12 protein-coding genes and 1 pseudogene are annotated in these 15,090 nt (G+C 41.3%); 9 read left to right on the top strand and 4 right to left on the bottom strand.

Annotated elements, in window-relative coordinates; translation table 11 throughout:
* Window positions 1-127: pseudogene (locus FNW02_RS25620) on the bottom strand (photosystem II D2 protein (photosystem q(a) protein)); the annotation flags it as partial.
* Window positions 128-754: 627 nt separating this feature from the next.
* Between FNW02_RS25620 and FNW02_RS25615 the strand changes: the two are divergent.
* From FNW02_RS25615 to FNW02_RS25590, 6 genes are all read left to right on the top strand, one after another.
* The gene (locus FNW02_RS25615; protein WP_191760302.1) at window positions 755-1,324 is read left to right on the top strand and encodes a photosystem I assembly protein Ycf4; all 570 of its coding nucleotides are present in this window, start codon (window positions 755-757) and stop codon (window positions 1,322-1,324) included.
* A gap of 148 nt (window positions 1,325-1,472) precedes the next feature.
* Window positions 1,473-2,264 (top strand): peptidylprolyl isomerase, encoded by a 792-nt coding sequence (locus FNW02_RS25610; protein ID WP_191760301.1) that lies wholly within the window; start codon window positions 1,473-1,475, stop codon window positions 2,262-2,264.
* 76 nt (window positions 2,265-2,340) lie between these two features.
* Window positions 2,341-3,534: a beta-ketoacyl-ACP synthase gene (locus FNW02_RS25605; RefSeq protein ID WP_191760300.1), complete on the top strand. Its 1,194-nt coding sequence runs from the start codon at window positions 2,341-2,343 to the stop codon at window positions 3,532-3,534.
* A gap of 137 nt (window positions 3,535-3,671) precedes the next feature.
* A complete protein-coding gene (locus FNW02_RS25600) occupies window positions 3,672-5,039 on the top strand; it encodes a folate/biopterin family MFS transporter (protein WP_191760299.1) in 1,368 nt (455 codons plus the stop codon).
* A gap of 432 nt (window positions 5,040-5,471) precedes the next feature.
* The gene (locus FNW02_RS25595) at window positions 5,472-6,971 is read left to right on the top strand and encodes a carotenoid oxygenase family protein (RefSeq protein ID WP_191760305.1); all 1,500 of its coding nucleotides are present in this window, start codon (window positions 5,472-5,474) and stop codon (window positions 6,969-6,971) included.
* Window positions 6,972-7,151: 180 nt separating this feature from the next.
* The gene (locus FNW02_RS25590; RefSeq protein ID WP_191760298.1) at window positions 7,152-8,441 is read left to right on the top strand and encodes a Glu/Leu/Phe/Val family dehydrogenase; all 1,290 of its coding nucleotides are present in this window, start codon (window positions 7,152-7,154) and stop codon (window positions 8,439-8,441) included.
* A gap of 126 nt (window positions 8,442-8,567) precedes the next feature.
* Here the strand turns inward: FNW02_RS25590 and FNW02_RS25585 are convergent, their stop codons facing one another.
* Window positions 8,568-9,230 carry a response regulator transcription factor gene (locus FNW02_RS25585; RefSeq protein ID WP_191760297.1) on the bottom strand — a complete coding sequence of 221 codons (663 nt, stop codon included), beginning with the start codon at window positions 9,228-9,230 and terminating at the stop codon, window positions 8,568-8,570.
* 121 nt (window positions 9,231-9,351) lie between these two features.
* On the bottom strand, window positions 9,352-10,044 hold the full coding sequence (locus FNW02_RS25580) for a hypothetical protein (protein ID WP_191760296.1): 693 nt from the start codon (window positions 10,042-10,044) through the stop codon (window positions 9,352-9,354).
* A gap of 247 nt (window positions 10,045-10,291) precedes the next feature.
* Between FNW02_RS25580 and FNW02_RS25575 the strand changes: the two genes are divergently transcribed.
* Window positions 10,292-10,864: a transposase gene (locus FNW02_RS25575; protein WP_191760295.1), complete on the top strand. Its 573-nt coding sequence runs from the start codon at window positions 10,292-10,294 to the stop codon at window positions 10,862-10,864.
* 440 nt (window positions 10,865-11,304) lie between these two features.
* On the opposite strand, the gene FNW02_RS25570 is transcribed toward FNW02_RS25575, so the two are convergent.
* Window positions 11,305-12,426, bottom strand: coding sequence for a hypothetical protein (locus tag FNW02_RS25570; RefSeq protein WP_191760294.1), 1,122 nt, complete (start codon window positions 12,424-12,426; stop codon window positions 11,305-11,307).
* A gap of 291 nt (window positions 12,427-12,717) precedes the next feature.
* Between FNW02_RS25570 and FNW02_RS25565 the strand changes: the two genes are divergently transcribed.
* Complete coding sequence (locus FNW02_RS25565; protein ID WP_191760293.1) at window positions 12,718-13,080, top strand: hypothetical protein; 363 nt, start codon at window positions 12,718-12,720, stop codon at window positions 13,078-13,080.
* Window positions 13,081-13,084: 4 nt separating this feature from the next.
* On the top strand, window positions 13,085-15,031 hold the full coding sequence (locus tag FNW02_RS25560; RefSeq protein ID WP_191760292.1) for a CHASE2 domain-containing protein: 1,947 nt from the start codon (window positions 13,085-13,087) through the stop codon (window positions 15,029-15,031).
* The last annotated feature ends 59 nt before the right edge of the window (window positions 15,032-15,090 follow it).

Raw genomic sequence — 15,090 nt, 5'->3', positions numbered from 1 at the left:
CTAGGAAGGCGCAGGGGAATAATAATATCCCTGACCATCCTACGAATACGAAGCGATCGCGCTTTAACCAGTCGTCTAGAACGTCAAACCACCCTCTACTGGGCGCGCGTCCAACTGCGATGGTCATCGAACTAAAATCCTCTTTTTACTAAAATTGCAACGTTTCTAAGGCAGAGCTTTCTTGAGGAGCCAGTCCAGTCGCGAGTTTTACCCCGTTTAAGGAGTGGCGTGATTCCTCTATCAGCAATGACCGTGAGGAATTAACGTTTTTTTTGACACTCTCAGCTGCCTTTAAGCATCTAAGATTCTGAGAACTTGCCGCTTAGTTAAATTAGCATTTCTCAGAGTTATGCCTTTACCCGTACCATTCACTAGTAATCTAGCTTTTGGTAACTTAATGATTCTTAACTTATCATATTAGTCCGGGTTTTCGCCCAACACACAAAAGTGAATCGGGTATTTTACGCGAACCTATATAAATAATATGAATATCAGAAATTTAACAATTTGACACAAGTTTTCTCAGAAATCTAAAAATTTTAGTGCCGAGGGACGAAAGTAGCCGACCCATTCTCAAGAGGTTAAAAGGTAGAACCCACAAGGGTTATTCGATTTTAAATATTCTATTTTGAATTTTGAATTTTACGTTTGCGTAGCGTCTTGTAGAGAAAGAGTACTAGCCCCTCAGCTTGCAAGATATCCAGTTCCAATGGCAGACTTTTAGAGGGAGTATCTCACGGGCCAAGGTAGTTCAATGACGGCATCAACAACGATTAACAAAGGCGATCGCCTCCTGCATCAAAATGTTCTCGGTTCTCGTCGGTTCAGCAACTACTGGTGGGCAACTATTGTTACTCTAGGAGCCACAGGCTTTTTGCTGGCTGGGATATCCAGTTACCTAAAAGTTAATTTACTCATAGTTACTGATCCAACACAACTGATATTCGTGCCCCAAGGATTGGTAATGGGACTATACGGCACTGCTGGCTTGCTTTTAGCCTTATATCTCTGGCTAGTAATTTTGTGGGATGTAGGCGGCGGTTACAATGAGTTCAATCAAGAAACTGGGACAATCAAAATTTTTCGTTGGGGATTTCCTGGCAAAAACCGCCGTATTCAAATTGATAGCAGCATCAAAGATGTTCAATCTGTGCGAATAGCCATCAAAGAAGGACTTAATCCCACTCGCGCACTTTATCTGCGTCTTAAGGGCCGGCGCGACATACCTTTAACACGGGTAGGTCAACCGTTATCCCTAACAGAGTTAGAAACCCAAGGTGCGGAGTTAGCCCGCTTTTTGGAAGTACCCTTAGAAGGACTCTAAAATTTGGATTTAGAGATAGCAGCAGGCAAAGGGATAAGCTAGATAAGCACAATAACTAACTGCTGACTCCTAACTACTTCTTTTGATAAATCTAAAATCTAGAACCGCTTGAAACGATAAGATACTCTGGTTGAATCAGTAACTGGCAATGCGGTTAAAAATTTCACAATTTTTGCTTGCTTTTTTGATCATCGGTGCTTTGACATTAGGAGGATGTTCAACTCAGCAAGTCGCTTCTAATTCTCCAACTTCGGCAGCTACCTCTCCAGCAACCGAGGCAACCACTAACACAACTACTGAAGCAACATCTGTATCTGAAACTACTAGTGAGAGTGTACCAGGAATGACAGATTTACCACGCCTAGAAGGCAACGCTACTGTAGTAATCACCGTTAAAGGCTCGCCAATTACGATCGCAGTAGACGGCGCTAATGCACCAATTACAGCGGGCAATTTCGTAGATTTAGTACAAAAAGGTGTATACGATGGCTTAGCTTTCCATCGAGTTGTACGCGATCCTCAACCGTTTGTAGTTCAAGGGGGCGATCCTCAAAGTAAAGACCCAAAAGTCCCAGCCAATAGACTAGGAACGGGCAGTTACATTGATCCAAAAACAGGAAACGCTCGCTACATACCTTTGGAAATCACGCCCAAAGGTGCAAATACACCAACTTACAATAAACCATTCGATGCCACCGCTCAACCTGTCTTGTTGCCCCATAAACTGGGTGCAGTAGCGATGGCGCGATCGCAACAACCCGACTCTGCTTCGTCGCAGTTTTACTTTGCTTTAGCAGATCTTGCCTTCTTGGATGGTAGCTACGCCGTATTTGGTTATGTTACTCAAGGTCAGGATGTAGTTAACAAAATTCAGCAAGGCGATCGCATTGACTCTGCTAAAGTCACGCAAGGTGCAGAAAATCTGAAAACACCTGGTTAGTCACAGGAGGAGCAGATAAGACAAGGGAGGCAGGGTAAACGAGTAGAGCACTGCCTCCTACTCCTAATTTTCAAAATTGGTGAAAGTTGTTATTACTGGCATTGGTTTAGTTTCTGCTTTAGGCGGAAGCTTGAATGATAGCTGGCAAAAACTGCTAGCAGGTAAATCTGGAATTCGATTGCACCAACCATTTCCAGAGCTGGAACCGCTTCCTTTAGGGTTGATTGGTCAACAACCAGCTGAATTAAAAATACTGACTCAGATGGTTGTTGCATCTGCTTTGCAAGATGCTGGATTAGTTCCACCTTTACCTGATTGTGCTGTGGTCATAGGGTCGAGTCGTTCTCATCAGGCATCTTGGGAGTTGCTAGCGCGGCAGATTGATAAGGGGAGAAATTCAACAATACCCCCCTCCTCTTGTGAGCAGGGAGTGTGTTTAGAAAATTGGTTAGACACCTTACCTCAGATGAATGCGACCGCAGCTGCGCGACAAATTAGTGCATCTGGGATCGTTCTGGCACCAATGGCTGCTTGTGCTACTGGTATTTGGGCGATCGCTCAAGCAGCTTTACTTGTACAAACTGGGCAATGTCAACAGGTACTTGCTGGGGCAGTAGAAGCACCAATTACACCCCTATCTTTAGCAGGGTTTCAGCAGATGGGTGCTTTAGCGAAAACTGGAGCCTATCCCTTTGATTTGCACCGAGAAGGCTTAGTTTTAGGTGAAGGTGGAGCTGTATTTGTCGTGGAATCAGCAGAGTCGGCAAAACAGCGTCAGTCCAAAGTATATGGTGAAATTATCGGTTTTGGCTTAACAAACGATGCATATCATCCAAATTCACCAGAACCAGAAGGTAAAAGTGCGATCGCAGCTATTAATCAATGTTTAAAACGTAGTTGTTTGACACCAGGCGACATTGATTACATTCATGCTCATGGTACAGCTACGCAGCTAAATGACTACATAGAGAGCAAAGTTATCCAGCGTTTGTTTCCTGAAGGAGTGGTAGTTAGTTCCACAAAAGGAAGCTCAGGTCATACTCTAGGCGCATCAGGAGCTTTAGGAGTAGCTTTTTCTCTCATGGCGTTAAAGCATCAAGTTTTACCGCCTTGTGTAGGATTACAGGAACCAGAGTTTGATTTAGACCTAGTAAAAGTGGCACGTCTAAGTAAAATTCAGCGGGTGTTATGTTTCAGTTTTGGCTTTGGTGGACAGAATGCGGTAATAGCGTTACGTAACTCAGATTTGGATGCTGAGTGCAAAATCTAAGCTAGCTTTGGGGAAAATTTTGTTTAATTAGGTTAAATCATCTATCTTCACAAGGATATATTCGCTTTACTACCAACCCACGCCCTAAGAAATCGATATGATATAAAAGTGGATAAAACTTCAAGAATATTTACCAAATGCTGATTCACTCCTCTGGCTTGTCCAAGGTCAAAGACTCAGTAACAGAAAAAATTTTCTTGGGTCATGAACCCAATGCCGAGTTAATTGCAATTCTTACTGTCTACTTTGTCCAAGGAATTTTAGGGTTAGCGCGTCTAGCCGTGAGTTTTTTCCTCAAAGATGAACTGCTGCTGAGTCCGGCTCAGATGTCAGTACTATTGGGAATTGTCGCCCTACCTTGGATGATCAAACCAATATTTGGTTTTGTCTCCGATGGCTTTCCCATATTTGGCTATCGTAGGCGTCCTTACTTGGTTTTATCCGGGATATTGGGAGCTGCTGCTTGGGTGAGCCTCGCGACAATAGTTCATACTAGCTGGGCAGCTACAGTGGCGATCTTTCTGAGTTCTCTATCTGTTGCTGTTAGTGACGTGATAGTTGACTCGCTGGTTGTCGAACGAGCAAGAGCCGAATCTCAAGCGGATGCAGGTTCTCTACAATCCCTGTGCTGGGGTGCTTCCGCAGTTGGAGGTTTGATAACAGCTTACTTGAGCGGTATGCTCTTAGAGCATTTCACCACCCAAACTGTTTTTTGGATTACCGCTTTATTCCCCCTTCTGCTCTCAGTTGTAGCTTGGTTAATTGCTGAGACTCCCATCAGCAAAGATGCTAAAGATAGTAATCACACCAACTTCATAGCAGTAAAGCATCAAGTAAGACAACTACGCGAGGCCTTTACTCAAAAAGCAATTTGGCTACCAACAGCGTTCATCTTCATTTGGCAAGCCACCCCAAGCGCTGACTCAGCCTTTTTCTTCTTCTCCACCAACGAACTACACTTTGAACCAGAATTTTTGGGGCGAGTGCATTTATTGACAAGTGTTGCGTCGTTAGTTGGGGTTTGGATTTTTCAACGTTTTCTTAAAAGCATTCCTTTTCGCGTGATTTTTGGTTGGAGTACCTTTCTTTCAGCCACTTTGGGAATGACGACGCTGATCTTAGTGACTCATACAAATCGGGTTTTGGGTATAGATGACCACTGGTTTAGTTTAGGTGATAGTCTTATTCTTTCCGTGATGGGAAGAATCGCCTTTATGCCAGTGATGGTTCTAGCCGCAAGGCTTTGTCCCCTTGGCGTGGAAGCAACATTATTTGCTTTATTAATGTCGATATTTAATTCAGCGGGAATGGTTTCTCATGCATCTGGGGCATTAATCATGAATTGGCTGGGGATCACTTCAACTAACTTTGATTCGCTTTGGCTATTAGTGGTGATTACTAACTTCAGTACGCTGTTACCCTTACCATTCCTCAACTGGCTACCTGCTGCTGAGGAGCAAACTGAGACACTAACTTTGCAACCTGCCTCGGTTGAGAATGGATAATACCAATTCTGTATCAAGATGCGCCAAACTATATGAGGAACGAACCGCAAAGGCGCAAAGGACACAAAGAAAGAAGAAGCCAAGAAAATTTGGTCTAGCCTTACAAAAAAATAGTATAAAAACCGTTTTTGTCTAAGTTAATACTGTCTGCGAAAAAGAGATTGACAAGCGGTTGAGTAGTTTAAAAAATCATCTAGCCAAAAGCTGCAAACAGATTCTTCTGAGTGCCTTGATATTTTGGCGCAGAACAACAAGAAAAAATCGTATTACATAAATAAATAAGCGATAAAATTTATGTATTAAAATCTAAAACTCCTCATTATCTCTGCGCCTCTGTCTTGGAAAGTTCTGTTCGCCGGAAGCCGGCGCTCAGACTTTCCGCTGCGTGAGATAAATAATTCTACAAATATGCAACGCCGAAAAAACAAGTATATGCAGAATTTAAAAACTCAAGAAAGTTCAATTACAGAAAAATCTTACACTCGTAGCGACTGGCAAGAAGGATATCAATCTCTAAATCAAGAGTTTGATTATTGGATTGATGATATTGAAGGACAAATTCCTCCAGAATTGCAAGGTACGCTATTTAGAAATGGCCCCGGTTTACTAGATATCAACGGACAACGCATTCATCATCCTTTTGATGGCGATGGCATGATTAGTCGGATTACCTTTACCAATGGCCGTGCTCATTTCCGCAACCGTTTTGTCCATACTGAAGGTTATTTAGCAGAGAAAGAAGCCGGAAAAATTCTCTATCGCGGTGTCTTTGGTACACAAAAACCTGGTGGTTGGCTAGCTAATATCTTCGACTTTAAAATCAAAAATATTGCTAACACCAACGTTATTTACTGGGGTGGGAAACTTTTGGCATTGTGGGAAGCTGCTGAACCACATCATCTCAACCCCTACACTCTGGAAACTTTGGGAAGAGAATATTTCAATGGTGTTTTGTCAACAGGTGAAGCTTTTAGTGCTCATCCGCGCTTAGACCCTAGTTGCGACCAAGATGGAGGCGCACCTTGCTTAGTAAATTTTTCTATTAAGCCGGGACTATCCACAACAATTACTATTTTCGAGCTAAACCCAGCGGGTGAAATTGTCAGAAAGCACGCTCATAGTGTTCCAGGTTTTTGTTTTATCCATGATTTTGTCATTACTCCCAATTACTGCATCTTTTTTCAAAATCCTGTTATCTTTAACCCGATACCTCTAGCTTTGGGAATACGTGCAGCAGGAGAATGTATCAAATTTCAGCCTAATCAGCCAACTCGCATTATAGTTATTCCTCGCACTACCAAAAAAGAGCAAAGTGAGGTAAAAATTCTAGAAACTCAGTCTGGTTTCGTCTTCCATCACGTTAATGCTTTTGAGCTGGGGGATGAAGTTTTAATTGACTCCATTTGCTACGAATCTTTACCAGAAGTCGAACCCGAAAGCGATTTTCGGAAAGTCGATTTTGAGGCACAGTCTCCTGGAAAACTTTGGCGGTTTTGTCTCAATCTCAAAGATGGGACAGTGCAACAGAAGTTGATTGAAAGCCGCTGTTGTGAGTTTCCCAGTATCAATCCGGCGAATGTGGGTCGTCCTTATCAATATTTATACATAGGCGCAACTCATGGAGAGACTGGTAACGCTCCCTTGCAAGCATTGCTGAAAATTGATTTAGAGTCTGGAGAAAGACAACTTTGGAGTGCTGCGCCTCGTGGCTTTATGAGTGAGCCGATTTTTGTGCCACGCCCAGGTTCCGATAAAGAAGATGATGGTTGGGTACTGGCTTTGGTTTATGATGCTGCTCATCACCGCTCAGATGTGGTGATTTTAGATGCTAGTGATTTTCATAAAAGCCCGATAGCACGGTTGCATCTCAAACATCATGTTCCCTATGGGTTACATGGGAACTTTACTTCTGAAGTTTTTGCAACTAACTAGATTTCCTGCTTAGCGATCGCCAATGAACACAGATGATTTTTTTCTGTGTTCTTTATCATAAAATCCAAATTAAACTGTAACAAAAACTACAAAAATTCTTTTTCTCTAAAAAAAAGGATAAGCTAGGCATATAGTCATATATATCCGGTTCGCGCAAAACCGCGATTAGGAGAAAATTTTATGAGTTTAAAGTCTTTGTTACCGCTGGAAGCTGCTTCGCCAGCATACATTTGTCCATTTGATCAAGCCTGTAGCTATCTAGAGGCAGCGGCTAAGGAATTAAGGTTAGATCAAGGGTTAGTGGAAATCCTCAGCCACCCACGCAAAGTCGTGACAGTTTCCGTTCCCATAAAACTAGATAACGGTGAAGTGCGGATTTTTGCTGGGCATCGAGTGCAGCACGCCGATGTTTTAGGCCCCTACAAGGGAGGGATTCGTTACCACCCCGCTGTAACTCTGCGGGAAGTATCAGCTTTAGCAATGCTGATGACTTGGAAATGTGCGCTGTTAGGTATTCCTTATGGTGGTGCGAAGGGAGGTATTGCCATAGATCCGAAAAGCTACAGCGTCGGCGAATTAGAGCGGATTAGCCGTCGTTACATCAGCGAATTAATTAAAGATATTGGCCCTTCAGTAGACATTCCAGCACCAGATATGGGTACTTCTGCTCGTGAAATGGCTTGGATGATGGATACTTACTCAGTAAATGTTGGTCATGCCGTACCGGGGGTTGTGACTGGGAAGCCACTTTCTATCGGTGGTTCGCGGGGACGAGAAATGGCAACCGGACGCGGTGTAATGATTATTATACGTGAAGCACTGGCTGATCGAGGTAAATCCTTGGTGGGAGTGCGAGTAGTTATCCAAGGTTTTGGTAATGTTGGTAGTGCCGCAGCAGAATTGTTACACCAAGCCGGAGCAAAAATTATTGCCGTCTCGACGGGTGCAGGTGGTGTTTTTTCTAAAGATGGTCTTGATATTCCAGCATTGAAAGCCTACGCTGCTGAAAACCGCAAAAGTGTTGTGGGCTTTCCCCAAGCAGTATCAATTAGTAATGCAGATTTGCTAACTTTACCTTGCGATGTCTTAATACCAGCAGCTTTGGAAAACCAGATCACAGGGGAAAATGTGAATAAGGTACAAGCGAAGATGATCGCAGAAGCAGCAAATGGGCCAGTTACTTTAGAAGCCAACCAGTTGCTAGGGGTGCGGGGTGTAACTGTGCTACCTGATATCTTGGCCAATGCGGGTGGTGTGGTGGTGAGTTATTTGGAATGGGTGCAGGGTCTTTCTTACGTATTTTGGGATGAAGAACGCGTCAACCGCGAAATGGAAAATTTAATGGTAAGAGCTTACCGCCAAGTAGTTCAACAATCAGAGGTGCGCCAAGTGCCTCTGCGGTTGGCAGCTTACACCTTGGGTGTAGGTCGTGTAGCGCAAGCGCTGACTGATAGGGGTCTTTATCCTTGATTGTTTGTATGCTCCTTGACTTACGAGGCAGATAAATTATCTGCCTCTTTTTGCTTGGCGGGCGATCGCTCTAACATGACTAGGGTAAGCAACGTTCAACTTAGTTAACAAGCACCACAAGTTAAATCAAAACAATAATAATTTTTTTTGAAATGCTGTCATACATAAGGCGATGCGGGAATTGATGTCTTTTTGCTCAACTTCATCAATACCCAATTTTACTTTGAGGTGTTGGATATGAATTTGAACAGCCCTGAGTGATATGTGAAGACGATGAGCGATCGCTTGGTCTGTTAAAGATTCATGACACAAAAGCCTGAGAACTTCCAACTCTTTCTCATTCAAGTTTAATTCTTGACGTAACTCTCTAGGTAGTTTCAATTCTCCATTCAGCGCACTTTCAACCCCTTCTAAAAAAGCCTTGCGTCGTTCCATTTTGTTTACCACCACAAACCCCCCAGAGTGATAATTAATAGATGTCACAAGTTTTATCAGCCAACTGGGTTCACTACTATAAACGAGGATATTCAGAAAGATATAATCATCAAAAATTAACTCTAATAGCTTGAAAGCAGATTTAGCTGACTGAGAGCCAGAAGGTGTAATAAATTGTAAATCGAGGACAATTAAATCTGGTGTTTCTATTTGTAGATGTTGTAGTGCTTCTTGGGGAGTGTTGGCGATGATACAAACAGCATAAGGGTAGAATTTTATCAGAAAATCACAGTTATTTTGGGCTACTTCCGGGTGATCTTCTACAACGAGAAACATCTGTGGCTTGGCTTTCATTTCTTTGGTAATGATTCTGTAATGAGACTAGATCCCCGACTTCTCAAAGAAGTCGGGGATCTGAATGAGTAGGCATCGCTTATAATCATCGTGTCACCGAAAGTGCGATCGCGCTTATATCTCACTTTCCCAAATAAATCAAAGTTACAGAATTGCAATTTCCACCATTATCGCAATTCTTTATAGAAATTGAATCTTGAGAAAACTGTTGAACATAAAAATTATCAGCATTGTATCTTTCACGCACATACCTTGTTAAAACTTCTCCATTAAGAATATATCCACCTTCAGGGTTTATATTGAGAGTCATCTTTTGTTCTACAGATGCACCAGTCTTAGTAACTAGTACCATTCTTCCAGTGTTTCCTTGCATTCGTAAAATTCCATTCCACCTGCCATTCTGTACAGCCCACGCACCATAAATACCTGAATTACTGTTGGAAGTATTAGAATTGACTTTACATAATTTAAAAGCCCGTTCAATTGACTCAGAGTTATAAAAAGTACCTATAGTCTCAATAAAACATTTTCCTGGTGCTATAGATGTAGCTCCTTTACATACCATAGCTGCTCGTTTGGCAACTTGATTATCATAAAAAGTAGGAAGTGCTGCTTTAAAACATTGGGCTGGTATGGTAGATGTAGCTCCTTGACACATCCATGCTACTAAATCAGCCGTATACGAATTAGCAAAGGTAGGTAATGCTTGTTGATAACATTGCTGGGAGTTTGCTTGGGCAGATTTAATATTTATTGTAAATAATCCTAAAAGATTAAGTAGGATTATTACCCTTAGAGATTGCAAAAAGTTCATTTAGTTTTTAAGACTTATTGAGTTAATAAAAATGTAGTGTTCGCCTAAAATTATCGTGTATGGAAAGTGCGTAGTTTACCGCCGTAGGCATCGCTCTGTGGTCGATTACATCAAAAGTGCGTAGTTATACCGTCGTAGGCATCGCTTCCCCTAGATCCCCGACTTCTTTAAGAAGTCGGGGATCTGAAGCTGAAGTAACTGATGTGTTAAAAGGGAATACTAAAGGCAACACTTCAGATTCTTGCCTATGCCGCGACGACAAATTACCTTGCAAATTGGCAACTTTTATCATGTCTATAATCGGGGTAACAATCGCCAAATGATTTTCTTTGAGCGTGAAAATTATATTTATTTTCTCCGCTTGATAAAAGAACATCTGATCACTAATGCAGTAGATATTGTTGCTTACTGTTTAATGCCCAATCATTATCATTTTTTGGTTTATTTGAGAGATGAAACCCTGTCTGATGCCATGAAATCTCTCTCCCTTTCCTACACAAAGGCAATTAATAAGCGTTTTAACCGCTCTGGTGTATTATTTCAGGGAAGGTTTCAAAGTATTGAAATTTTAGAAACTGATTATCTAGTCAATCTCTCACGCTATATTCATTTAAATCCAGTGAAAGCAGGACTGGTACAGCAACCCGGAGAATGGGAGTTTTCCAGTTATTTGGAGTATGCAGGTTTACGAGCAGGAACACTACCCAAAACAGAGTATATTAAAACGCAGATTGAGCAAGAGTCAGCTTATCAGCAATTTTTGGCGGATCATAACCTACCTGATAGCACTGGCTTCAAAAGACTGTTGCTAGATGATTAGCCTGGGATATAGATCCCCGACTTCTTAAAGAAGTCGGGGATCTGAATGACGTGTCATGAAAAGTGCGTAGCTTACCGCCGTAGGCATCGCTCTCACCTATTTCACCTCAACTTGAAATTATGGTGATCGCGGTAATTTAGTGATTGAATTACATCAATTTTTATGGGTGCAAGATGTGCGATAGAAAGTGCGATCGCATACAATCATCGTGCCGTAGAAAGTAGGAGACTAGATCCCCGACTTCTTCAAGAAGTCGGGGATCTGATTGACGTGTAGTGGAAAGTGCGATCGCTCTCAGCAACCTACTAGCACTAAATATGTGTTGGAAAGGTTATAAAGAGCGCGATCGTTTCTCCTGCGGCAGACAATCTCAAACTCACTACCAATATCTTCCTACCATCTTATGCACCATAGTTGTTATGAGGCTCTAGTTTGACAGGTTAGTTACCGAAGCATACTTGGAGGGAACCTCCATTATCACCAAGTGCATTGTCAGCATCGTTAATTCTCATATCCACTGCACCAAAAGAACCATTAAAAGATACAGCATTTTGAATCCACAATGTCCCTTGTCCACTTCCCATTAACAAAGCACCAAAAGGAAATTTTTGGTCAAATTTGTACTGGTTGTAAGGTTCGAGAGCCTGAGCATCAGCTCCACTATGCCCAGAAGAACCGACTGAAGAATAGTTTCGAGTATCAACACTCCAACCTCCACTGATACTTGCTACTTTAGTAAAACTACCAGGAAGATTAAAATGTTGCCATCCACTTCTTGAATCAACAGAGACACAGGCAGAACTGGATGTAGGTTGTTGAGGTTGCGGCGATTGTTGAGGTTGTTGTTGTTGTTGTCTAATAGCTTGTGCTTCTTGTTCAAACCGCAGAAGAGCGGCATCTATTCTCTTAATAACGCCATTATTTGCTGCACTTATAGTAGCAGGAGTTCCTACGTATTCAAGTTGGAATCTTATTGTACCTTCGTATTTACCTCCTTGATTATCGACACAAGTGCCAAGAACAACACGAGTACATCGACCACTTACGGTAACAGATACATTAACCCTATCCACATTGCTGGAACTTTTTTCTAGAAGCGCCAATCTAGAATTATTTTCCTGTATAGCCTTCTCAATTGTTTCAGTTTCCCCGCCAACACGAATAGACCATTGGGCATATGATTCAGCCCTGCTTTTTCTATCTAATAAAATCTTGTTCTCATCAGTAATTACTTTACGAATATTAATAACTGAACCTCCCCTTACTAAATCAACATTAAGACCACCCCCTGATCCAAACTTAGAATGAACAATCTCTTCATATTTCATTAGCCTATATCCGTCTCGAGGACTATAGGTTTTTGCATTTGTGTTCGGGGGTTCACCATAACCAGTTCTAGCACTTAGCTTTAAATCTTCGTAACATCTATAGCCAATTTTAGGAGTTGCTGGACAATTGTTACTTTGAGCAAATACTTGGTTTTGCAGGGAAATTACTACTCCTGTAGTAGCTAGGAAAGAAATCGCTCCGGAAGCAAGAGTATTTGATAGTTTTATATTCATATGCTTGTTTTTCCAAAAATTATAGTGAAATAGCAAGTTATTAGTTCAAGAAAGCGGTTGCTCTGACCTATTTCACCTCAACTTGAAATAATTGCGATCGCCACCGAGGTCTAACCTGTTGCATTTACTGAGATTAGTTTTACCCATTCAAAAAATCTACGAGTATCACCGCAGAAAACCGTGCGAACTCCCGCAAAATAATTTGCAGACTTACGAACCCATCTCAAAACCCTATTCTGCTAAGTGTGAGAGCATGATTTTCTATCGGCTATCCTGGTTCAGGCTCCAATTATGAAATTCCCTATACGAAGACTGCATGTTATCCTCACCACAGTATCTTTACTGTGGGGACTCAGTTCACCCGCCTTTGCTAAACAAATTTGGTCAGGAACAGGCAGAATTGTCAGTGGTACTGGTGAAGGTGGCTTAGTTGAGTTAAAATTAGAGATTACAGACAAAAATGTGCAATTCCTCTCTGGCCCTTCAAAAAATGAACCACCATTCCAGCTAAATAACTCTACAGGTCTCAATGGAACTGTAAATATGAATGCTGGAACTTGGCAATTTGTCCAAACAGGGAATGAGTTAGGAGTCAGCTTGTCTCAAAATAATCCCGATCGGATTATTCGCTATCGTCTCTTTCTCAAACCGTAATCAGATGTGGCGCAGAGGTTGGCAAATTAAATTTCTCAGTTTAGGAATTGGTTGCGGTGTATTTTATAATTTCATTTTCTCCCAAATTCCTTTAGTTCAGAAATTAGAGTTACAGCTTCAGGATACTTTACTGAGATTGCATTACCCAAAATCTCCGCCGAAAGAAATTATTTTAGTGAAAATTCAAAGAAAGGATTTAGCAAATCAAATGCTATCTTTAGGGCGAGTTTTCTATGCAGATTTAGTTAAGCATCTTTTAGAAGCAGGTGCATCTGTCGTTGTTTTGAACCTCCGCAATGACTGGCGAGAACCACCAGAATTTGATTACCCAATCAAAATTACTGAACCAATAAATAGACCTCTAAAAAATCTGGTGCAAAATCATAGCAATCGACTTGTTTTAGTGACGCGCACCAATCCAATCTCTAATATTAAAAAACAAAATTTTTTAATTTATAATCATCTTATCCCTTTTGATGGCGAACAATTTCAACCTTTAATTCCTCCTCATACTATTCAGGGATTTTTTGAATACGAACCTGAAGCAGAATTTTCTAGAAATTTAAGTAGTACGGCTCGGCGCTCTCACTTGGTTGGTCAGTTCTTTATCTCGCATGGAAGTAATCAAGTTGAAACTTTTAAATCTGCTGCTCTTTTAGCTTTAGAAAAGTTTGAACAGCAAGAGAAAAAAGTTTATCTATCCTCAAAATTTACTCAAGTCCCACATCAGGTAAAAATTAACTTTTGGGGTAAGGCCGGAACTTTCCCTTCTTTAGAACTAACATCTATTTGTCAGCCCAGCAAAGATAAAAAATGTTTGGTTGTGTCTGGTAGCCAACTGTCTCAAAAAGTAGGCCGCAAGGTTGTTCTCATTGGTTTTGCAGAAGGGAACAACATACATACAATGGCCATGCTGTCACCAAAAGGTGACAGCATGGCCGGCGTAGAAATTCAGGCTAACCTCATTGCCAGTTTGATGACAGATTCATTTTTACAAATTCCGCCGCAATGGGTCGAATTAATAATCATTATTTTCGGAGCGGTTTTGTTTACTGTTGGTATTTATAGGTATCAAAAATGGCATTTATTATGTTTATTTTTAGTACTATTTGGCTCTTACTTTGGAGGATGTTTAATTCTTTGGAAATGTAAGTGGATATTATCAATAATTTTGCCTCTTTTTGTGTGGGTAGCAACAGGAGTATCTATTTTTATCTATTTCATTTTTGGACAACAAAAAGAAATTATTACTCTGCAAAACTATCAAATTACGCAGCTAAAAGCGGCTGAACAAGAAGCTATTCTTTCCCGCACACGTAAAATCCTTCATCGCATTGCTTCTGATATCCATGATGGGGCTTTGCAAGATTTGAAGCTGGTGATGGATAAAATAGAATTGGAACCTGATTTAGATGTAGATTTAATTTTAGAAAAGTTGACAGCTTTAGGGCAAGAAATTAGAGAAAAATTGAGTAATATTCGTGTCTTAGCTGGAAAAATGGAAGTGACTCTAGCATTACGAGAAGGGTTAGATGTAGGAATTAGCACCACGCTGCAAGATTTGGTCAAGTCTGGAAAGTTAACTTTAACAGTGATTAAAGAACTTCAACCTCTCCAAGAACCAGAATTAAACAGTGTTTGGATTGAACACCGAGAGGAAATTTACCGCTTTTTCCGCGAAGCACTGAATAATGTAATCCAACACGCCCAACCACCTCACGGTACTGCTACCCAAGTGTGTATTAGTTTAGGGCAACAGGGAGTCAGATGTACTTTGGCGATCGCCAATGATGCCTCGATTGTAGAATCTACTACCTATGGACGCAAAAAAGGTGGCTATGGCACTAAAATGATGGATGCGATCGCTGCTGAACTTCCAGATGGTGCATGGCAGATGTTAGCTTTGCCTGATGGACAAGTGCGAGTCACACTGAGTTGGCGTTTACCCTAGTCGATTTGGCTAAAGAAATTCATCCACACCAAACCCGATTAAAATAAATACGCAACTCG

The sequence above is a fragment of the Komarekiella delphini-convector SJRDD-AB1 genome, from assembly GCF_014831675.1.
GTDB lineage: Bacteria > Cyanobacteriota > Cyanobacteriia > Cyanobacteriales > Nostocaceae > Komarekiella.
This window is presented reverse-complemented; position numbering and strand designations above follow the sequence as displayed.